Source organism: Paenibacillus sp. A3 (genome assembly GCF_001399685.1).
GTDB lineage: Bacteria > Bacillota > Bacilli > Paenibacillales > NBRC-103111 > Paenibacillus_G.
Genome location: NZ_JTHN01000086.1, coordinates 1 through 20,482 on the forward strand (window position 1 = coordinate 1; position 20,482 = coordinate 20,482).

Genomic DNA, 20,482 nt, shown 5'->3' on the forward strand with positions numbered 1-20,482 from the left:
CCAGCCGCGGCTGGCTCCCCATGTGCTGCGATAGGAATAATCGGCGCTAAGCGGCATCACGAAGCAATGCTCGTACAAGTCGAGCGTATCGAAATGGGCGTAGATCCGGGCGAATTGCTGAATCCGCTCGACGCTCCGTGCATTTTGGTAATAGTCCCAGAGACCGATTCGAAGGTCTTCCTCGGCGCTTCCTTTTTGAAGCATGTTGGCCGCCATCGAATACAGCCGGTCAAGATCGTTCATCCGGTCTGCCAACCCATCTCCCGAACCGTCCTTGCCGATTCCACCGAACCATTGAATGCTCTTCACATTTTTGTCCTCGTGGTCAGGGTTGAGAATGCCGCCCCACTGCAGATCGGTAAAATAAATGGCGATCATTCCGTCAGGGGCCGGGCGCTTTTTGGCCAGATTGATCGTCCGTTCGTATTGATCGACGGCTGCTAAATAATACCAAGGAATGCCGGTAACCGCACTGACTTTGTCGAATAGATCCTTGCGTTCGGCGAACACGGCTTTCATTCCATTCGCCGCCTTGCTTGCTTTCGGTAATGCAGGAGTCCTGGCTGCGGGAGCATAGGCGAATCCCCGGTTTTCCAAGCCCCCCCATGCCGGACCAACGAGCAGCGCGGCACACAGAGCCGCCGCGGTTAACACTCGTGCATGGAATGCCGCCATACGATAGCTGCCTCCTTCGTTCGGGTATCGATACGCTGGTTTCATTTAACTGTAGCATGTGCGGGCCGCTGCCTTTTTATCCCTTGTCCGGTTTGATATGATGAAGGCATGGGGGGATGCCGGATGCCGTTTGATCACCGGGAAGAGCATGTAGATGACCGAATGCTTATTTTGCAGGCCAATATCGACGACATGAATCCGGAATATTGTTCGTATGTGACCGACCTGCTTCTGGAGCAGGGGGCCAACGACGTATACTGGATTCCGATTATTATGAAAAAAGGCCGTCCCGGCGTCATGCTGAACGTACTGACCGACGATGAGGGCGCGAAGCGAATGGAGGCCGTCATTTTCCGGGAAACGACGACGCTTGGCTTGCGTTATTTGCGGGCCTCCTGCCACCGCCTGGGAAGGGAGCTTCACAGGGTCGATACGCCCTGGGGGCCCATTCAGGTAAAAGCGGGGTTCCATCAGGGTGAGCTCGTCCAGTTTGCCCCGGAGTTTAAGGAATGCGAGCAGGCGGCCAAAACGCACGGCGTGCCGCTCAAGCAAGTGTACGACGAGGTGCGGCGACGGTTTATGGAGCGCGGCCGCGCTTAAACAAGCCAACGGACGGTTCTCCCGAAGCAGATCTTGCGCATCTGCCGGCGGAATCCGTCCGTTGGCCGTTCTATCGTCGTGTGAAGCAGCGAAACGAAAAAGCGGCCTTTTCCCGGAGGAAAAGCCGCTCGTTGTAACTATTGCCGTATGCAAGTATCGTCCGGACCGTCATTGTCATGCTTGTGGTGCACGTGAGGATGCTCCTCATCGTGCGAATGATCGTCATGGCTATGTTTTTGGGGCCCGTGCTCATGCTCGTGCGAGTGCTCATGATGATGGTGTTCGTGGCTGTGCTCGTGCGAATGCTCATGATGATGGTGCCCGTGCCCGCGCTCATGGGAGTGCTCGTGATGATGATGCCCGTGCCCATGCTCATGCGAGTGCTCGTGATGATGGTGCCCGTGGCCATGCTCGTGCGAGTGTCCGTGATGATGGTGCTCCGGCTGATGGTGTCCGTGAACGTGCTCATGCGAGAACTCTTCGTGGTGCACCTGCCACTTGTTCAAGTAGGGATCGGCTTGCCCGACAACGACGCGCAGCACGTTAGGCTGATTCGGCAAGTCGCGCGTTCCGGCCCCGTACCCGATCGACTCCACGATCATCGGCGGGAGGCCCTTGGCGAATTCGTCGACGAGTCCGGAGACGATGCCTGCGCCAGTCGGCGTCGTCATCTCCAGCGAATACGAGGTCGGCGCGATAGGCAGCCCTCTCATCATCTCCAGCGTGGCCGGGGCCGGCACCGGATAAATGCCGTGATCGCAATGCACCGTGCCGGAGCCGAGAGGTACGGCGGAGGACAAAATTTTCTCGATCTCCAGCGAATCGATGGCCAAGGCTACTCCGATCACATCGACGATCGAATCGATCGCGCCGACTTCGTGAAAATGAACTCTGTCGATCGGGATGTTATGTATTTTCGCTTCCGCTACCCCGATTTTCTCGAAAATCGCGAGGCTCAGCTTGACGACGCGCTCGTTGAAGCCGGCACGATGAATCAGCTCGACGATTTCCGAGTAATGGCGATGGTGCGCCGGCGGCGTATGCGGATCAAGCACGACGTCGAGCTTCAGCGCGGATATGCCGCGCTTGTTCACGCGTCTCCACTCCAGCGTAAACGGCTCGATCTGAATTTTGCGAAGCTCTTCTTCGATATACTGACGGTCCGCGCCGGCGTCGACAAGCGCGCCCAGCGTCATATCGCCGCTGATTCCGGAGAAGCAGTCCAAATACAAGATTTTCACGTTTCATCCCTCTTTGTCCCGTTTTGGTGGATTAGTGCGGCGTTATATCCGGCGCCGAAGCCGTTGTCGATGTTCACGACGGAAATGCCGGGCGCACAGGCGTTGAGCATGGATAACAGCGCGGCGACGCCTTGAAAGCTGGCGCCGTAGCCGACACTTGTCGGCACCGCAATGACCGGCACGGCCACCAGGCCGCCCAAGACGCTGGCGAGCGCCCCTTCCATCCCGGCGACGACCACGACCGCGCTCGCTCCGCGGATGACTGGCAGCCGGCGGAACAGCCGGTGTATGCCGGCCACGCCGACGTCGTAGACGCGCTCCACGCGGGAGCCCAGGCACTCGGCCGTCACGGCGGCTTCCTCCGCCACAGGCACATCCGACGTGCCTGCACAGACGACGGCGATGTAGCTGCCGCCGTCCGGCACGGCTTCGCCGCTCCGCAGCCAAGTCAGCGCCCGCGCCTCGGGGTGATGCTTCACTCCCGGGATGCGCTCCGCGACATAGGCGGCTTTATCCGCGTCGACACGCGTCGCCAGCACGCGGTCCGTATGGGCGGCCAGCCGCTCGAAGATCGCGGCGATTTGCTCCGCCGATTTGCTTTCCCCGTAGATGACCTCGGGGAAGCCGGTCCTCGCCGGCCGGCTCAGATCAAGCTGCGCGTAGCCGAGACTATCGTCCACCGCGTCCTCCGAAAGCGATAGGAAGGACGCCCGGTGGCGCATCGGCGTTTCCCCGGAGGCGTCTTTCACCGTTTTATCGATTGCCGGCTGCTCCGGCGTTCTTCCGGCCTGTACGGCCGTTTCCGGACGATCGACCGGGGCGGTATGCGCCCCGGATAGCCCTTCCTCCAGCAGCCGTTTGGCTTCGGCGATATCGAGATCGCCGGATTGCACCAGCTTAAGTATGTTGTCGATGTTCATCATCGTAAATGCTCGAACCTCCCGCTCCCAAAAACCTTTCTTCAGTGTACCATATTTCCAATCCCAAAGTAATTTCGAAAGTGGATTGTTGGCCTATTCGTGATATAATAGCTTCAAATCCAAGCGCAAGAAAAGCTTGCTGCGGAACAGGAGTGCATCCATGGCGACTCATCAAATAGAACGCAAGCCCGAATGGCTGAAAATCAAGCTGACGACGGGAGACAACTACAAAGAGCTGAAAAACATGATGCGCGGCAAAACGCTGCACACCGTATGCGAGGAAGCGAAGTGCCCGAACATCCATGAATGCTGGGCGGCCCGGACCGCCACCTTTATGATTTTGGGCGACATCTGTACGCGGGCGTGCCGGTTCTGCGCCGTGAATACCGGGATGCCGACGGAGCTGGATCTGCAGGAGCCGGAGCGCGTCGCGGAGGCGTCGGAGCAGATGGGCCTGCGCCATGTCGTCGTCACTTCCGTCGCACGGGACGACCTGAAAGATGGCGGGGCTTCGGTATTCGCCGCGACGATCCGGGCGATCCGAGGGCGTCTGCCGTTGGCCGGGGTCGAAGTGCTCATTCCCGATTTTCAAGGAGACGAGGAAGCGCTTCGCACCGTGCTGGAAGCGAAGCCCGATATTTTGAACCACAACGTGGAAACGGTGGAGCGGCTGTCCGACAAGGTGCGGGCCAAGGCCAAATACCGTCGTTCGCTGGAGCTGCTTGAGCGCTCCAAGCGGATTGCCCCTTCGATTCCGACGAAATCGAGCATCATGCTCGGGGTCGGCGAGACGTGGGACGAAATTTTGCAGACGATGGACGACTTGCGCGCCGTCGATTGCTCCATTATGACGATCGGCCAATACTTGCAGCCTTCGCTCAAGCATTTGCCGGTGTCCAAGTACTACACGCCGGAGCAATTCGCAGAGCTGAAGCAGGAGGGCTTGAAACGCGGGTTCAGCCACGTGGAGTCCGGTCCGCTCGTCCGCAGCTCGTATCATGCGCATGAACAGGTCCAATCGGCGAAGCAGTCGTAAACTTGGGGAGGTGATACGGTGATTCATATTGCGGGCAAAACGTACGAAGTGGTCGTTGACCATAAGAACGGCTGGCGTTTCGAGGCGTTCCGCGACCGGTACAGCGAGGTGCTGGAGCGGTACGATTATATTGTGGGCGACTGGGGCTACAGCCAGCTCCGGCTGCGCGGATTTTTTAAGGACAACCATCCGAAAGCGACGAAGGACAGCATGATCTCTACGCTTCAGGATTATTTGAACGAGTACTGCAATTTTGGCTGCGCCTATTTCATCATTGAGAAGGTGCCGAACAAGAGCGGAGTGGAACCGACCGGGTCGCCGGGGGACTTCTATGAGGATAGTCCGGCAGGCGAGGCAGGCGGAGGGGCGGAACAAGGCGACAGGCCGAGCCCGCAGCCCGCTGTAACGGCCGAAGCCTCCGTGCATCGGCATGAGGACACGGCCGCTTCGGCGGCCCCCCGCACGCCGTCGCCGCAGCATCAACGGTACAACCCGTCCGGCAAGACGTATGGTTCCCGCCATGGGCAAAGCCAGCAGTCCGGCGGCCAAAATCAGTCCAAATCGCAGCACGGTTCTGCGCGGCAGGGCGAGGGAAGACCAGGGGGCCGACATCAAGGCCAGAACAGGCAGCAGGGGCACGCGTCCAAGCCGAAAGGCGGACAATCCTCCCAGAATCCGCCGAAGCCCAAGCCGGAATCGTCTCGCGTAGAGGCGTAACGACAAATAAAGACCCGATGCTCCGTCTCCCTGCGAAAGTGCGGGGAGGACGGGGCACCGGGTCTTTTTACGCAGCCAATTGCAGCGTCATCAGACCATGTCATAGCCGATGAACGCTTCGCGTACGCGGCTCCAGAACGGAAACGGACGGAAGCGGGCGAACTTGACCTTTTTGCCGGCGGCGACCAGGCTGCGGATCGAGATGATATCGTTGCGCTGCATGTACAAGTGATCGAGCGACAGCAAAATGTTTTGGTTCGCGCGCGGGTAAATGTCGCAGTGATGATGCTTCGGCAGCAAGATCGGCGAACCGAGCGTACGGAATACGCGGTTGTTGATCGAAGCGATCTCCGCAATCTGAATGGCGTCGAGCGATGGATGCACGATGGCGCCGCCCAAGCTTTTGTTGTAGGCGGTGCTTCCCGATGGCGTGGAGATGCAGATGCCGTCGCCGCGGAATGTCTCGAGCAGCTCGTCGTTTATATGCAGCTGGGCAACCAGCGTGGCGTCGACGCCTTTCAGCGTAAATTCGTTCAGCGCAAGCTCCGTTTCGATCCCTTGGGGAGTCGTGATCTGGATCTCGACCAATGGATATTTGACGGCGCGCAGGTCGTTTTGATTGGCGCTCTCGCCCATCAGCTGGGCAAGCAGCTCGACTTCATCCGGCTTCCAGTCGGCAAAAAAACCGAGTCTTCCCGTGTGAATCCCGGTAAATGCAATGTGATCGAGCTGGTCCTTATATTGATGAAACGCATTGAGCAGCGTCCCGTCGCCGCCAATGGACAGTACGATATCGGGGGACGCTTCTTCGTGAATGAGCCCGTACTGACGGATCAATTCGTGAAACCTGTGCATCAATTGGATGGAGATGTCATCGCCGCGGTGTATCACATTGTATTTCAACCGGTTATCCTCCTATAACTATCCGCTTTCGTCAGCTGTCGGCTCCCGAAGCGGAGCAATACTCCTCCATAAGCGCGGCAGTGCTGTCTGGAACACGATGGAACCGCACGGCTACCCGGTAAGCATCGCTGCTGAAATGGGCCACGCGCACGATTTCCCCATAGACCGTAATCTTCTGGGCAATGCCGGGAAGAACAAAAGATAATTCCAATTCGAGCGGGCAAAACACGCGGGTCGACGTCATAAACGCCATCCCTCCGCTGGACAAATCCAGGATTTGTCCCGTAAACGCCACGTTCTGATGCGATATTTGCTCCCGTACTCCGACGATCCGGGAGGTGACCGGCGTGCGGGTAGGCAGGGCAATACGCGGATAGCGCCTTTTCTGCGACTGCTTCAGCTCCAGCGGCGCGGTTAAGGTCAACGTGCATACATTGCGCTTCGTTTCCAAATGCAGCAGATCTACCAAAGCATAATACAGAATGCCCTGCTCGCGGAAAGAAAATTCAATAAAGCATACATGATGCAGCTTCTCCAGCGGATGGATCGACGCGGCATCGAGCGTAACCGTCAGTTCCTCCGCGGAAGCTTTGAGAAGCGTAAAGTTGTCCTCGTAGCAAAAGGGCGAGCCCTCTTTGGTTTCGCCTACTACGATGAGACTGCAGCTTCTGGGGAAAACAACCGTTTCGTTTGCCAAGGCCAAGGTCCAGTTCATCAGTTATCACCACACGGTATGATTTTCTGAAACTTTCATTACCGTTTACATCCATAATAATCAATAATGTAAAATAACACAATGCCGGAAGCATAGAGTTCGAGTTCGTCCGTCGTCTTCCCGGCTTTTCGCGCGCGAGCCTGTCCTCCTGACGCTTCCGGTCGGAGAGCAGGCTCTATGAATTTGCGCCGTTTTGTACACCGGGTGATATTTATCACCCGAAACAGATGATACGAATAACTACAGCGTCAGGCCGCGGCATTATATGATTTTAATCAAGGAAGTCAACCCGAACGACAAAGGTGATGAAATCATGAAGCATGTGATCGAACTCGAACATGTAACCAAGCAATACCGGGATAAAAAGGCCGTGGACGACATGACGCTGCATGTCAGGAAAGGAAGCATCGTCGCGCTGCTCGGACCCAACGGCGCAGGCAAATCGACGACCGTCAACATGATGCTGGGGCTGACGGCTCCCACGGCAGGCAAAGTGCGGTTGATGGGCGGCAGTCCGCGGTATAGAGGCGTCCGCAACCGGATCGGCGTCATGCTGCAGGAGGTAAGCGTGATCGACAGCCTGAAGGTGGAGGAGACGATCAATCTGTTCCGCAGCTATTATACAAACCCGTTATCGATCGGAGAGTTGCTGCGAATGTCCGGGCTCGAAAACGACCGGGACAAGTACGCCACTTCGCTGTCCGGGGGACAAAATCGGCGTCTGGGCTTCGCACTGGCGATGGCCGGCGACCCGGAATTGATTTTCCTGGACGAACCGACGGTGGGGATGGACGTGACGTCGAGACAGTTGTTTTGGCGGACGATCCGCTCCTTTGCCGGCAGCGGGCGGACGATTATTTTGACGACCCACTATCTGGAGGAAGCCGACAGCATCGCCGACCGGGTCGTTGTGGTCAATCAAGGGAAAATCGTCGCCGACGGAACGCTGACCCAGATTAAGGAAAGCGCCGGCAACCGGCACGTGTCCTTCACCGCCGGAGATAATGTCATGACGAGCGAACTGCTTGATCTCCCCGGAGTCACCGACTTGCAGTGGATCGGCCGCCGCGTGAAGCTGTACGGCAGAGACACGGACGGCTTGCTCTACGCCTTGATCCGCAGCGATCTGGACATTCAAGATATCGAAACGCACAAGGGCGGGCTGGAAGACGCTTTTCAATCGCTGGTCGGCTTACCGGAAACGGAAGCAACGATCTAAAGCACAGGAGGATGACGGATATGAACATGTTTATCGCCCAATGCAAGGCAGAGCTTCTGCGCTCGCTTCGCAACAAAAAGGTTGTTATCTTTTCCATCGGATTTCCGATGCTGTTTTATCTTATTTTTACGAATTCCGCCGGGGGCGACGCCGGTATGGGCGGGACCGCCTGGAAGACGTATTATCTCATGTCGATGACGGCCTTCGGCCTGTTGTCCGTCAGCGTGAATACGCTCGGAGTCCGCATGTCCCAGGAGCGGGCGCAGGGCTGGGTGCGCTGTCTGCATGTGACGCCGCTGCCTTCCGGTTCATACGTCGGTGCCAAAATCGTCTCCATGTCGCTGGTGAATGCGGCGATTATCGTTGTTATGTTTTTGGCGGGCGGCATGATAAAAGGGGTTCAGCTCAGTACGGCGCAATGGATCGGCTGCGGCTTATGGCTCCTGATCGGCTCGCTGACGTTCCTTGCGCTCGGTACGCTCGTCGGCATGGCCAAAAAGGCGGAACTGGCCCAAGTGATTGCCAGTCTGCTGCAAATCGGCCTGTCGCTGATCGGCGGCCTTTGGATGCCTGTAGATGCGATGCCGCAGCTGATGAAGGCCATCGCCGTTTGGACGCCGTCCTACAACTTTGGAAACGGGACCTGGTCGCTGATTGCCGGCCGCCTGCCCGATTTGATGAACTTGGCTGTCTTGGCTGCGTATTTGGTTGTTTTTGTGATACTATCTTCTTATCTCGCTAAAAAACAGGAAGCGGTGTAAATGAAGCTGCGTTTGCCATTCCGGTTGTTTCCGGACAATCTTAAGCATTTTGGCTTGATTTGGGTCATCAATATGACGGTCCCTGTATATTTCTTGCTGCAGCTGCCCTTCCGCGAAGCGTGGATCGGCTTCGTGGCTGTTGTCATCCTGGCGCTTGCTTTCCGGCAGGCGCTGTGGAACATGGAGGGGCGCTTCGCGTATGCGCTGATCCAGATTACCTCCGTTGCCGTTTTGGGGTACGCGTATAACCCCTCTTTTTTATATTTCGGCTTCTACTGCATTATGACGGTCGGCATGCTCCCAACCGTCCGCAAAGTGGCGTTTTCCGTTGCGTACATGGTGACCGCTTTCGTTTTGGTGATGTATTTGTATTACGAAAAAGCGGGCGAGGCGGTGCATCTCGATTTTATTCCCAGCCTGATTATTCTTGCCGTACTGCCCTTTGCCATGAAGTCCCACCGAAAGGCGGAAGAGCTGCGCCAGCAGCTGCGTCATGCGAACGACGAGATTGAGCGGCTGATCAAAAACGAAGAGCGCCAGCGGATCGCGAGAGACCTGCACGACACGCTTGGCCATACGTTGTCTCTGATTACGCTGAAGGGCGAGCTGGTCGAGCGGCTCATCCCGCACGATCCCGAACGGGCGGTGCGGGAAGCGAAGGATATCCAGACGACGTCGAGAACCGTGCTGAAGCAGGTCCGGGAGCTGATCTCCGATATGCGGGCGGTGCATCTAGCGGACGAGCTTCGGCAAGCCGGGCAAATTTTGAGCTCGGCGGGGATCGGTTTCGAGACAGTGGGGGATGTGGAGCGGATTCGGACGTCCCCTGTCGTGATGAACATCTTAAGCATGTGCTTGCGGGAAGCCGTGACCAATGTGGTCAAGCACAGCAAGGCGAAGCATTGCAAGGTGAAGCTGATTGAGAAATCCGGCTCCTACGTGCTCAAGGTGCACGACGACGGCGTCGGGATCGACGGCGCGGGAAGCAAGCTCGGACAGGCGGGAAGCGGTCTGCTGGGCATGAAGGAAAGGCTGTCGCTCATTGAAGGGACACTGGAGTTCTCCAAGCGGGAGGAGACGGGAACGACGTTGACCATTACCGTTCCGAACGTTGTTAAACGGCAGCAAACGGAGGGAAATCGATGAAAATCGTCATTGCGGAAGACCAAGGCATGCTGCGGGGCGCGATGAGCACGCTGCTCTCGATGGAAGAAGATATCGAGGTCGTCGGTCAAGCCGGGGACGGGGAAGAAGCGCTGCGGCTTATTTTGAGCCTGGACCCCGATCTTTGCGTCATGGACATTGAAATGCCGGTGCTCAGCGGACTCGACGTGGCCGAACGCTTGAAAGCGGAGGGAAGCCGGTGCCGGATCGTCATCGTGACGACCTTTGCCCGGACCGGCTATTTTCAACGCGCGATTCGGGCGGGGGTACAGGGGTATCTGTTGAAGGACGCCCCCGTATCCGAGCTGGCCGGTGCTCTGCGCTCCATTCATGCAGGAGGCCGGGTCATTAGTCCCGAGCTCGCCTACTCGATGTGGGAACAAGAAAACCCGCTCACGGAGCGGGAGCAGGATATTTTGCGACACTTGGCTCAAGGATTGACGGTGGGTGAAATTTCCGGCGCCTTATTTTTATCTCAAGGCACGGTGCGCAACTACATCTCGGAAATCATGCAGAAGCTCGAAGCCAAAAACCGGATCGATGCCGTGGCGATCGCCCAAAAGAAAGGCTGGATCGAGACTTGATCCGGCGTTCCGCTAAAAGGTCGTAACCAGCGGCAGCTCGAAGCGGCGGGCGAAGTTCGCACTCACCGGATACACGCGCACGCTGTAATGGGGGCCGTGCTGAAGATGAGGGGGAATCGTAGCCCGGTACAGCACGGTATTGTCTCCAAGCTCGCGTACGGGCTCCATCGTTACGATCACCGGGTCCCAGCGGTCCGCTTTTTCCTCGTAATAGACGATCTCGACCGCCGTATCCTTATACCATACCGGTCCGAATTTCACCGTAGCCGTAACCTCCTTGGGGGTGGTCGCGTTGGGGTGGGCTTGCGGATCGTTCAGCTCGGCGACGCGGACGTAATGCCAGTTTTTGCGGATAAATCTTTTGTAATCGGCGACTTTGGTCGCTTCGTCATAGCGGTTGGCTACAAAATGGTGCGTCCGCTTCAAGGCGGGGACGTAAAATTCGTTCACGTACTCCATGACCATCCGGTCCGAATTGTACACCGGCGCGAGCGTGCGGATCGAGCGCTTCATCCGGGCGATCCATTGGGCCGGGAGTGGGCGTTGATTGTAATAAAGCGGCACGATCTCCGTTTCGAGCAGCCGGTAGATCGCTTCGGTGTTCTCGCGCTCCTGCGTACCGGCATTCGCCCCGTCGCTCGATTCGATGCTCCAGCCGTTGGCGCCGTCGTAACCTTCCTCCCACCATCCGTCCAGCACGCTGAAGTTGATGACGCCGTTCATCGCGGCTTTTTGGCCGCTGGTGCCGCTCGCCTCGTACGGCCGCCGCGGGTTATTGAGCCACACGTCCACCCCCTGCACCAGGTGGCGCGCCATGTTCATGTCGTAATTTTCAAGCAGCACGATTTTGCCGCGGAACCGGTCTGTCTCGGACACTCTGTAGATCTCGCGGATCATCTCCTGCCCGGGATGGTCGGCCGGGTGTGCCTTGCCGGCGAAGACGAACTGCACCGGACGGTTCGGATCGTTCACCAAACGGTCCAGCCGGTCCAAATCGTTGAAGATCAGATTGGCCCGCTTGTACGTCGCGAACCGCCGGGCGAAGCCGATGGTCAGTGCGTCGGGGGACAAGTAGTTCCGGACCTCCTCGATCCGGTCCGCCGGCAGGCTGTTGCGGCGCCGCTGCTCGCGCAGGTTGGCGCGGGCGAGCCGGATCATCCGCTGCTTCAGCTCCATATGAACGGACCAGAGCGATTCGCTTGGCACCAGATCGACCGTTTTCCACGAGTCTTTATTGGCTTGATGGCGCAGCCACATCCCCGGCAAAAAGCGGCCGAACAGCTCCTTGAGCTCGGGGGCGAGCCATGTGTTCAGGTGGACGCCGTTGGTCACGTGCCCGATCGGCACCTCCGGGACGTCGATGCCGCCGTGGAAGGCCCGGAACATCTCGCGCGACACGTGACCGTGCAGCTTGCTGACCCCGTTGCGCAGCGCGGAGGTGTTCAAGGCAAGGTGGGTCATGTTGAACAGCTGCTTCGGTTCGTCGAGCCCAAGCAGGGTCCATTCCCTCCGGGCGGACGGATAATCGGCGAACAGGCGGCTGAAATAATATTCGAACATCGGAAGCGGGAACGCGTCGTGCCCGGCCGGTACCGGCGTATGCGTCGTAAATACGGTGCTGGCGCGGATGACCTCCAGGGCGACGTGAAAGAGCAGGCCTTTATCCAACTGCTCGCGGATCCGCTCGAACGATAGAAACGCCGCATGCCCTTCGTTGATATGAAACGTGCCGGTCGGAATCCCCAGCGCCCGCAGCGCTTTGACGCCGCCGACGCCGAGCAGCACCTCCTGCGCAATCCGGATATCCTGGTTCCCCCCGTACAGCTGAGCTGTCAGCTCGCGGTCCCAGGGGCTGTTTTCCTCCAGATCGGCATCGAGCAAATAGACCGGCACGCGGCCGACCTGCACCTGCCATACCTTCAAGCGGACGGTCCGTTCGGCCAGCGGCACGTCAACGGTCAACTCGCGCAGCGGAGGCGCGCCGTCCCCTTGACCTTCGGCCGGCGCTTGGCCTTCCAGTACGGGAACGTAGGCGGGGACGATCGGCAGCTTGTTGAAGTCGTAGGCGATATTTTCGGCTAGCTGCCCTCCCTCCGTATCCAGCTTTTGATCGAAGTACCCTTTCTTGTAAAGCAATCCTATACCGACCAGCGGTACACCCAAGTCGCTGGCCGATTTGCAGTGGTCCCCGGCCAGAACGCCAAGCCCTCCCGAATAAATCGGAAGCGATTCATGAAAGCCGAATTCCGCCGAGAAGTAAGCGATTGCCTGGCGGGTGTGCTGCGGATATTCCTTCTGAAACCACGTTTCCGCCTCCCGGTATGCGTCCCACTCGGCCATGACGTCACGGTATCGCTGGAGGAAGGCTTCGTCCTCCGACCGTTCTTTCAGCACGGCCGCATCCGTTTCCGTCAATAAACGTACGGGATTGTGCCGAAACTGGTCCCACAGCTTCGGCTCGATGGCCGCGAACAGCTCTTTGGCCCCGTCGTTCCAGCTGAACCACAGGTTGAAAGCAAGCTCGGTCAATCGCCCGATCGCAGGCGGCAGCGCCAAATCTCTTCGATGGAACATCGTATACATCATTTCACCTCGACCCTGAATTTGGTCCCTCGACTGCGGAAGCAGAGGGAGCCGGATTCGCTTCTGTTGGCTCCTAGTAGTATCTTATGATCGAATCCGCTTCATACATCTTTTGCCTATAAGAAAGCAGAACGATAGGAGCAGCGATGCGCTCAGCACCGCAGCAAACGTAAGCCCGGCCGCCGGAAGCGTATGCTGCGCCAGCGTTTCCAGCGGCCGGGTCATATCCGGCTCGGGAAAAAAGGCGGCCAGCGCGGCATGATAAGGGGCCAGCGGCCGCCACAGAACCATGACAAGTCCGGCCGCAAGCAGGCCGTGGACGAACCGGGCCGCGACGAACGGCGCGTAGCGCAGGTTCGTATGGTGCAGCAGGCTGATAATCTGCGCATGCACCGAAAGTCCCGCCCAGGACAGCACCCAGGCGGCGATCGCCACCTGATATACCAGCGGTATGCCGGCTGCGGCGCCTGCGGCTTTGGCCCCAAGCGTCACCTCGAAGAAGCCGCTCGCTACCGCTTCGGCGAGCGGGAGCGGCAGTCCGAAGACGCCCAGCACCGATTCGATGGCCGCGTAAAACAAGCTCATCACTTTTGCGGAGGTCATCACTTCCATGACGGCAGAGAAAAAGACGACGAGCCCGCCGATCACGAAAATCATCTGCAGCCCCGAGGCAAGCGCCTGCTGCAGCATTGTGCCCAGCGTCCGGCCGTCGTTCATCCGGGCATGGTGCATGGCTTCGAAAGCGCGGCGCCAAAGCGACTGGTCGGGGGAGGCCCCCGGGAGAGACGTGAACGCCGGTTGGCGGTATTCGTCGGCATGCTTTCCCGGCCTGCCGTGAAACCGCATCAGGAGGCCGATCAGCAGAGCCGAGCCGTAATGCGCCGCGGCTAGCACGCCCGCAAGCGCGGCATCGTGGAAAAAACCGACGGCTACGGCGCCGATCAGAAAGATCGGGTCGGACGATGTCGTAAAAGCGACCAGCCGTTCACCCTCTTCCCGGTTGACGAGCCGCTGCGTCCACAGCTGCGACGTCAGGCGCGCGCCGATCGGATAGCCGGAGGCGAAGCCCATAGCCATGACGAAGCCCCCGATGCCGGGAATACGGAACACCGGCCGCATCATCGGATCGAGCAGCATGCCGAAAAAATGCACGATGCCCAGCCCGAGCATGACTTCGGCGATAACGAAGAACGGGAACAGCGCCGGAAACAGCACGTCCCACCAGATGGACAATCCTTTCAGCGAGGCTTGAAACGCCTCGGCGGGGAAAGCGAGCATCAAGCAGGCCAGCAGGACGGCGAGCGATGCGGCGACATGGACGGATATTCGTTTGCCAAGCAAAGGTACCACTTCCTTTCGAGAAAGGCCTGTCATTCTGATATATGAGCCGCTGCAGGGAGACATGCCTCCCGGACGCGCGGCACAGGGACGAAAAAGTTGCCGGGCCGTCAGAAAAAGGCTGAATTTTCGAGCTATGTATGGTACAATAGTACCAATATGAGAATGGGAGTGATTTCAGATGATGGGTATCATTGCTGGAATTCTCGTATGCGCTTTTGTTTATGTCATTAGGGAGACGTTGATGACGTCGGGCGAAGAGGATGTATAAAGCGTTTTACAAAATAACGATGCTAAGGTGCAGGGCAACTTAGCATCTTTTTTCGTTAGGAGATGAACCGTATGACCCGGGGAGAACGGGAGTTGACGTTTTACGAAGCGATCGGCGGAGAGGCGGCCATCCGCAGCATTGTGGAGGCTTTCTACCCGAAGGTGCAGGCGCATCCGCTGCTGGGGCCCCTGTTCCCGGAAGACATTACGCCGGTCATGGAAAAGCAGTACTTATTCCTGACGCAATTTTTCGGCGGGCCGCCGCTGTATTCCGGGCAGTACGGGCACCCGATGATGCGTGCGCGGCATTTGCCGTTTCCGATCACGCCGGAGCGTGCGGACGCCTGGCTCGGCTGTATGGCGGAGGCGCTGGAAGAAACGGGGATGGAACGGGAGCTTCGGCTTGCCGTACTGGAGCGGCTGAAGGGCCCGGCGTATCATTTTATCAACACCCATAGCAACAGCTAACGAAGCTTATCGAAACCAGAAAACGAAGCTGATCGAAGGAAGTGTGTTCCGTGGTCGAACCTTTATTTCAAGTCAGCGTCAGATGTCATCACTGCGACGCCGTATTTCAAACGTCCCGCGTTCGCCCGAGCTTCAAGAAGGCGTCCGGCACCGACACTGATTTCTGCGTTCATTATAAGGACATTAACCCCGACTATTATGTCGTACGCATCTGCCCCCACTGCGGGTTTGCGGGGACGGAGAATTCCAAGGACCGGCTGACGCCCGCGCAAAAAACGGCATTCCGCGAAAAAGTCGCCGACCATTGGACGTACAAGGACTACGGGGGCGAACGGACGTGGGAGGAGGCGCTCTACGCCTACAAGCTTGCGCTCGTTACGGCCCAGACGGTCAACGATAAAGGGCGCATTACCGCCGGGCTGCTGCACCATATCGCCTGGCTTTACCGCTATCGGAACGACAAGGCGCAGGAAAACCGGTTTTTGCAGCATGCGCTGGATGAGTATACTAGGGCGTTCGAGACGGAAGCGGGGGAGATGAACAATGCCCGTCTGATGTACCTGATGGGGGAGCTCAGCCGCCGGCTGAAGCAGTATAACCAAGCGGTCAAATGGTTCTCGCGCGTCATTAATGACAAGCGCATCATGGACGCCGGCATGATTCGGGCGTGCCGCGAGCAGTGGGCCGTAACTCGTGAGGATATGCTTGCGGATTCGGTCGTGCTCGAACCCGAGGCCCAGGAATTGACCTGACGCCCTCAACTCAAAAACGCTTCAAGGTTCCCGGCATCGATCCGAGAACGCTTCAAGCGTTTTTTTGCTGCGTTTGATCCGCCCGATAGAACGAATAGCGGTTTTTGCCCGATTGCTTGGAGACGTACAGCGCCTCGTCCGCTTCGGCAATAAGCCGGCGAAGCTCGTCTCCCGGCATGCGGGAGATGGAGATGCCGATCGAAATCGTCGTTCCGGCCACGGAATCCCCGTAAAAGCGGTGCTCTTCGATGTTGTGGCGCAGCCAGTCCGCATAGTGCGACAGCTGGGTTTCATCCGTCGTATGGCTTAAGATAATGAATTCTTCTCCGCCGTATCTGGCGATGTAGTCTTGCTCATGGACGGCCGTTTTCAGCAGCTGTCCGGCCTCCCGAAGAAGCTGATCTCCGTGCAGGTGTCCGAACGTATCGTTGTACCGTTTGAAATTGTCGATATCGATCATCATGATGGCGATGCGCCGGCTGCGGATGGTCCGCTTGGCGATATCCATAAAGCCGCGCAGATTTGGCAGCCGGGTCAGGTTGTCCTGCTTCGCTTCCAGCTCCAGCTTCCGCTGCATCATCCAGATTTTATTCTCGTCGTTGAACATATAGATCAAGGCCATAATCGCCAGCCCCGAGAAGACGAGCATCAGCAGCTGCGACAGCCAGAACAGCGAGGTCTGGGCTGTCTCCAGCCGGACATGCGAAACCAGACGTACCACGGTGAGAATCGCGCAGACGCTCCACCCGTCGGTCATTCGGATGAAAAAAAAACCGGAATCGTATTCTTTACGATGAAACAGCGAGCTGATGATGGCAGGCAGCAGAAGCCCCTGAACGGCTTCGATGGCCCAGTTCGGCTTGTGCTCCAGCAGCATGTACCCCGCAGGAAGCAAGGTGGACAACAGAGAGGAGACCCAGCCGAACCGTAGGCCCGCCATGACGATCGGCGCGAATTTCAAGTCGCTGAACAGGGAGTCCCCCGGCAAGGGCAAGAGCATCATCACGATGCTGGCGGCTCCCGTCAGCACAGGCACGGCTAATGCTTGTAAGCGTTCGATAACCAGCAGATTGCGTATCTTAAGTGCCATATAGCTGAGCGCTATCAAGGTACAAGCATGCGTAAGCGCAGTGAAATCCATGAAGATGTCTCCTGGGAAGGCGGGAACGCTTACTCTTTGCCGTATCGGCGCAGCGGACGGCCCGCAAGCAAATAATCTTGGTCGGCATCGACCAGAGTCTCTTTATTTCGGCAGCAGGGGAAGACGAGCAGTTTTTTGACGCCTTCGCGAAGTTCCGAGAGGTCTTTAGGTTTGAGCGGCAGCAAAACATTGGCAGCGTGGCAAAAGGGGCAGTTTTGCACATACACGTCTTGTCCGATCCGTTCATAGGGCCATGTATTCTCAAAAGGTATCATAGGTCTACTCCCGGCCGGAATTGCCGGAATCTTTATCCGGTGCCGGAGCCGTAGAATTGTCCTTCGTCTGTCCGGCAAGCTCGGCCAGCTTCTGCAAAAGAATATGCTGAGGCATATGCATCAGGTGTTCGATCGGAACGTTCAATTCCTTCGCGAGTTTCTGCGCCGTCTCAGGTGAAATCTGCAAAGGTCTCATTCGCAGTCCCTCCAGTCTATAGATCTACAGTCTCCATTTAATCATATCCGAGACCCAAAATTCAACCAAAAAATGGGGCCGCAGCATTTTGGTTTTGCGCCAAATTGTGGTTTAATGGAAAGAGATACATAATGTATAAATAAGGAAGGTGTTTATCCATGCGTAATCCTTTGCCGCAAACTTGGAATTTGGATCGCTTTTTTCCGGGAGGCAGCGGGTCTGATGCTTTTATTCAATTTTTGAAAGAGCTGCAGTCGAACATCTCCGAGCTGGACGAGACGTTAAGCGGTCTGGCCGTACCGGAAACGGCCGAGCACTCGGCATCGCTGCTTCCCGCGATTGTTCTGGTGCAAACGGCCTTATTGAAAATACGCGAAGCGGAATCGTTCACCGGCTGCCTGACGGCGGAAAATCAAAACGACAAGCGCGCGGTCCAACTCACCGGGCAGGTGAAGTCGATTCAAGCCGCTTTCGCTTCCGCTTTAACGCGTTTCGACGATTTCCTGCGCCGCATTCCGGAACCGGCTTGGCAAGGATTGCTTGCTCATGCGGAGCTTGGTGAAATCGCTTACCCGCTTGAAGAGCGGCGCCGGCTCGCTTCCGAGAAGCTGCCGCCGGAACAGGAGGCGCTCATCCACGACCTTGCCGTAGACGGGTATCACGGTTGGGGCGAGCTCTACAATACGACCGTGAGCAAGTTCAGCATCCCGTTCGAAGAAAACGGGACCGTAACGGAGCTTTCGGCGGGACAAGCCGCCAACAAAATGTACAGCCCGGACCGCAGCGTGCGACAGCGGGTATTCGAGTTGTGGGAGCGGGAATGGGCGAAGCATGCCGATTACTGCGCCGACGCGCTCAATCATCTGGGCGGCTTCCGGCTTAAGCTGTATGAGCGCCGGGGCTGGGATGAGATTCATCGGGAGCCGTTAACCATCAACCGGATGTCGAAGGAAACGCTGGATGCGATGTGGGGCGTGATCGAGCAGAGCAAAGACGTGTTCGTCCGTTACCTGGAGCGGAAAGCGAAGCTGCTGGGCGTTGAGAAGCTGGCATGGCACGACGTCGACGCGCCGGTCGGCCAAGGCAGTACGACGTTCAGCTACGATCAGGGTGCGGAGCTCATCGTAGAGCAGTTCCGCCGCTTCAGCCCGAAAATGGCCGAATTCGCCGTAATGGCGTTCGAAAACAGCTGGATCGAAGCGGAGGACCGTGCAGGCAAACGTCCCGGCGGATTCTGCACGTCGTTTCCCATCTCTGAAGAGACCCGTATTTTTATGACCTATGCAGGCACCGCATCGAATGTATCGACCCTCGCGCACGAGCTCGGACATGCGTATCATCAGCATGTAATGAACGATCTGCCGGCGCTTGCCCAGGAGTACGCGATGAACGTTGCCGAGACGGCTTCCACATTCGCCGAGATGGTCGTCTCCGATGCGGCGGTGAAAGCAGCGGCTACCGACGAAGAGCGCTTAACGCTGCTGGAGGATAAAATTCAGCGCTCGGTCGCTTTCTATATGAACATTCATGCCCGGTTCTTGTTCGAAACGGACTTTTATGAGGAGCGCCGCAACGGCCTTGTAAGTATCGAACGCTTGAACGAATTGATGGAGGCCGCTCAGAAAAAAGCGTACCGGAATACGCTAGCCGAGTATCATCCGCACTTCTGGGCGTCGAAAATGCATTTTTACTTGACGGACGTACCGTTCTACAATTTCCCGTACACCTTCGGCTACATGTTCAGCACCGGTCTGTACGCCGAAGCGCTACGCCGGGGCGCGGCGTTCGAAGACCAGTACATTGCGCTGCTGCGCGATACCGGACGGATGACGGTCGAAGATCTGGCGAGCAAGCATCTCGGCGTCGACCTGCGGAAGCCGGACTTCTGGCAGCAGGCGATGGACGTCACGATCGCCGACGTCAACGAGTTCTTGCGCTTAACGGAGTAGCCTTTAGCCTTTGGCCCCGTCTATTTTTAGGCGGGGCTTCAGAATATCGAGAAAGTGTCAAATGGAATAATAGAGGTTACGAAGGGGTGGGGTATCCACTTCCGACCGCTGTTGTCATCGGGAAATTTTTATTGAAGCCGCTTAACAGCGGACATTTCCCGAAGACAAAGGCGGCCGCTATCGCTCTCCAGTGGATACCCCACCTCCGTTTGCATCTCTATTTTTGTAAACGACCACTTTCTCGACAAGCTTTAGCCCCGCCTATTTTAGGCGGGGTTTGTTATCTTAAAAGGGTTCCCTAGAGCCGATGAATTGGATAAACGGGTCAGCCGGAGAGTTTACGTGCCGCCTTTGATATCGGGTCAATACCTTTCAGTTATAATTCAGATGACCCGATATCAAGAGCGGCCGGAGCCGGACCTGTTTATCCACCATTTCCAGCGCAAGCCAATGGTCACCCCTGCACAAAAAGCCCGCCAAACGCTACAATTTAAAGATACTCATCGTCTGCTGGAGCTTCGTCACCAGCTTCGTCATCTCCTCCGACTGGGCCACGATGGCCTGTACGGCCGAGATCTGGTCGATCATCGACGCGGACACCTCCTCGGTCCCGGCAGCGGATTGCTGCGTAATGGCCGATATATTTTCCATTGTAGCCGAAATGTGCTTGGCTCCGGCCAGCATTTGCTCCGTCCCATCGGCGAAAGCGGCGATTTGCTCGGATATGAACCGGACGCTGCTGACGATTTCCGCGAAAACCCGTTCCGTTTCGCCAATTAGCTTCGTCTGCTCCGCGACGATCTGCTCGTTTTCGGCCATGGATGCAAGCGCGTGCTTGATCCCTTGTTCGATACTACGAACAAGACCGAACACCTCTTTGGTCGAGGCGGTGGCTTCCTCCGCCAGCTTCCGGACCTCCTGGGCGACGACGGCGAAACCTTTGCCGTGCTCGCCTGCCCGGGCCGCTTCGATGGA

At 57.5% G+C, this 20,482-nt stretch carries 20 protein-coding genes and 1 pseudogene; 10 read left to right on the plus strand and 11 right to left on the minus strand.

From position 1 onward, the window contains the following. Positions 1–675 (minus strand): annotated as a pseudogene (locus QJ48_RS13305) (peptidase M23); the annotation flags it as partial. A 123-nt stretch (positions 676–798) separates the two neighbouring features. On the opposite strand from QJ48_RS13305, the gene larC reads away from it, so the two are divergent. Then, positions 799–1,275 carry a nickel insertion protein gene (gene larC, locus QJ48_RS13310; protein WP_054974063.1) on the plus strand — a complete coding sequence of 159 codons (477 nt, stop codon included), beginning with the start codon at positions 799–801 and terminating at the stop codon, positions 1,273–1,275. A 137-nt stretch (positions 1,276–1,412) separates the two neighbouring features. Here larC and QJ48_RS13315 read toward each other — a convergent pair whose 3' ends face one another. Further along, on the minus strand, positions 1,413–2,516 hold the full coding sequence (locus tag QJ48_RS13315) for a LarC family nickel insertion protein (RefSeq protein ID WP_054974064.1): 1,104 nt from the start codon (positions 2,514–2,516) through the stop codon (positions 1,413–1,415). After that, the gene (gene larB, locus QJ48_RS13320) at positions 2,513–3,439 is read right to left on the minus strand and encodes a nickel pincer cofactor biosynthesis protein LarB (protein ID WP_054974065.1); all 927 of its coding nucleotides are present in this window, start codon (positions 3,437–3,439) and stop codon (positions 2,513–2,515) included. The genes QJ48_RS13315 and larB overlap by 4 nt, the downstream gene beginning before the upstream one ends. 157 nt (positions 3,440–3,596) lie before the next feature. On the opposite strand from larB, the gene lipA reads away from it, so the two are divergent. Then, positions 3,597–4,472, plus strand: a complete 876-nt coding sequence (gene lipA / locus QJ48_RS13325; RefSeq protein ID WP_054974066.1) for a lipoyl synthase — start codon at positions 3,597–3,599, stop codon at positions 4,470–4,472. Between the two features lie 18 nt (positions 4,473–4,490). Beyond that, entirely contained in the window at positions 4,491–5,189 is a 699-nt protein-coding gene (locus QJ48_RS13330; protein WP_054974067.1) for a YutD family protein, read from the plus strand. A gap of 90 nt (positions 5,190–5,279) precedes the next feature. Here the strand turns inward: QJ48_RS13330 and QJ48_RS13335 are convergent, their stop codons facing one another. After that, complete coding sequence (locus tag QJ48_RS13335) at positions 5,280–6,092, minus strand: NAD kinase (protein WP_054974068.1); 813 nt, start codon at positions 6,090–6,092, stop codon at positions 5,280–5,282. Positions 6,093–6,123: 31 nt separating this feature from the next. Next, positions 6,124–6,807 (minus strand): flagellar brake protein, encoded by a 684-nt coding sequence (locus tag QJ48_RS13340; protein ID WP_054974069.1) that lies wholly within the window; start codon positions 6,805–6,807, stop codon positions 6,124–6,126. Positions 6,808–7,120: 313 nt separating this feature from the next. Here QJ48_RS13340 and QJ48_RS13345 point away from each other — a divergent pair, with 313 nt between their 5' ends. From QJ48_RS13345 to QJ48_RS13360, 4 genes are read left to right on the plus strand one after another with little or no spacing between them, the layout of a single operon-like run. Beyond that, positions 7,121–8,026 (plus strand): ABC transporter ATP-binding protein, encoded by a 906-nt coding sequence (locus QJ48_RS13345; RefSeq protein WP_054974081.1) that lies wholly within the window; start codon positions 7,121–7,123, stop codon positions 8,024–8,026. A 20-nt stretch (positions 8,027–8,046) separates the two neighbouring features. Continuing rightward, a complete protein-coding gene (locus tag QJ48_RS13350; protein WP_054974070.1) occupies positions 8,047–8,787 on the plus strand; it encodes an ABC transporter permease in 741 nt (246 codons plus the stop codon). Beyond that, positions 8,788–9,933 (plus strand): sensor histidine kinase, encoded by a 1,146-nt coding sequence (locus tag QJ48_RS13355; RefSeq protein WP_054974071.1) that lies wholly within the window; start codon positions 8,788–8,790, stop codon positions 9,931–9,933. Next, the gene (locus QJ48_RS13360; protein WP_054974072.1) at positions 9,930–10,535 is read left to right on the plus strand and encodes a response regulator transcription factor; all 606 of its coding nucleotides are present in this window, start codon (positions 9,930–9,932) and stop codon (positions 10,533–10,535) included. The genes QJ48_RS13355 and QJ48_RS13360 overlap by 4 nt, the downstream gene beginning before the upstream one ends. A 12-nt stretch (positions 10,536–10,547) precedes the next feature. On the opposite strand, the gene glgP is transcribed toward QJ48_RS13360, so the two are convergent. Continuing rightward, positions 10,548–13,121 (minus strand): alpha-glucan family phosphorylase, encoded by a 2,574-nt coding sequence (glgP, locus tag QJ48_RS13365; protein ID WP_237762903.1) that lies wholly within the window; start codon positions 13,119–13,121, stop codon positions 10,548–10,550. Between the two features lie 81 nt (positions 13,122–13,202). Continuing rightward, entirely contained in the window at positions 13,203–14,459 is a 1,257-nt protein-coding gene (ylbJ, locus tag QJ48_RS13370) for a sporulation integral membrane protein YlbJ (RefSeq protein WP_157261620.1), read from the minus strand. Positions 14,460–14,798: 339 nt separating this feature from the next. Between ylbJ and QJ48_RS13375 the strand changes: the two genes are divergently transcribed. Together QJ48_RS13375 and QJ48_RS13380 are read left to right on the plus strand one after the other, a co-directional pair. Continuing rightward, positions 14,799–15,194, plus strand: coding sequence for a globin (locus QJ48_RS13375; protein ID WP_054974075.1), 396 nt, complete (start codon positions 14,799–14,801; stop codon positions 15,192–15,194). 50 nt (positions 15,195–15,244) lie between these two features. Then, positions 15,245–15,946 (plus strand): DUF2225 domain-containing protein, encoded by a 702-nt coding sequence (locus QJ48_RS13380; RefSeq protein WP_054974076.1) that lies wholly within the window; start codon positions 15,245–15,247, stop codon positions 15,944–15,946. Positions 15,947–15,998: 52 nt separating this feature from the next. Here the strand turns inward: QJ48_RS13380 and QJ48_RS13385 are convergent, their stop codons facing one another. The 3 genes from QJ48_RS13385 to QJ48_RS13395 are packed head-to-tail and all read right to left on the minus strand — an operon-like array spanning position 15,999 to position 17,558. Further along, positions 15,999–17,087, minus strand: a complete 1,089-nt coding sequence (locus tag QJ48_RS13385) for a GGDEF domain-containing protein (protein WP_054974077.1) — start codon at positions 17,085–17,087, stop codon at positions 15,999–16,001. Between the two features lie 29 nt (positions 17,088–17,116). After that, positions 17,117–17,362 carry a hypothetical protein gene (locus QJ48_RS13390; protein WP_054974078.1) on the minus strand — a complete coding sequence of 82 codons (246 nt, stop codon included), beginning with the start codon at positions 17,360–17,362 and terminating at the stop codon, positions 17,117–17,119. 4 nt (positions 17,363–17,366) lie between these two features. Beyond that, positions 17,367–17,558, minus strand: a complete 192-nt coding sequence (locus QJ48_RS13395; protein WP_054974079.1) for a YycC family protein — start codon at positions 17,556–17,558, stop codon at positions 17,367–17,369. Positions 17,559–17,716: 158 nt separating this feature from the next. Here QJ48_RS13395 and QJ48_RS13400 point away from each other — a divergent pair, with 158 nt between their 5' ends. Continuing rightward, positions 17,717–19,507, plus strand: coding sequence for a M3 family oligoendopeptidase (locus tag QJ48_RS13400; protein WP_054974080.1), 1,791 nt, complete (start codon positions 17,717–17,719; stop codon positions 19,505–19,507). A gap of 483 nt (positions 19,508–19,990) precedes the next feature. On the opposite strand, the gene QJ48_RS13405 is transcribed toward QJ48_RS13400, so the two are convergent. Further along, positions 19,991–20,482, minus strand: a 492-nt coding sequence (locus QJ48_RS13405; RefSeq protein WP_237762904.1) for a methyl-accepting chemotaxis protein, incomplete at its 5' end; no start/stop codon positions are given.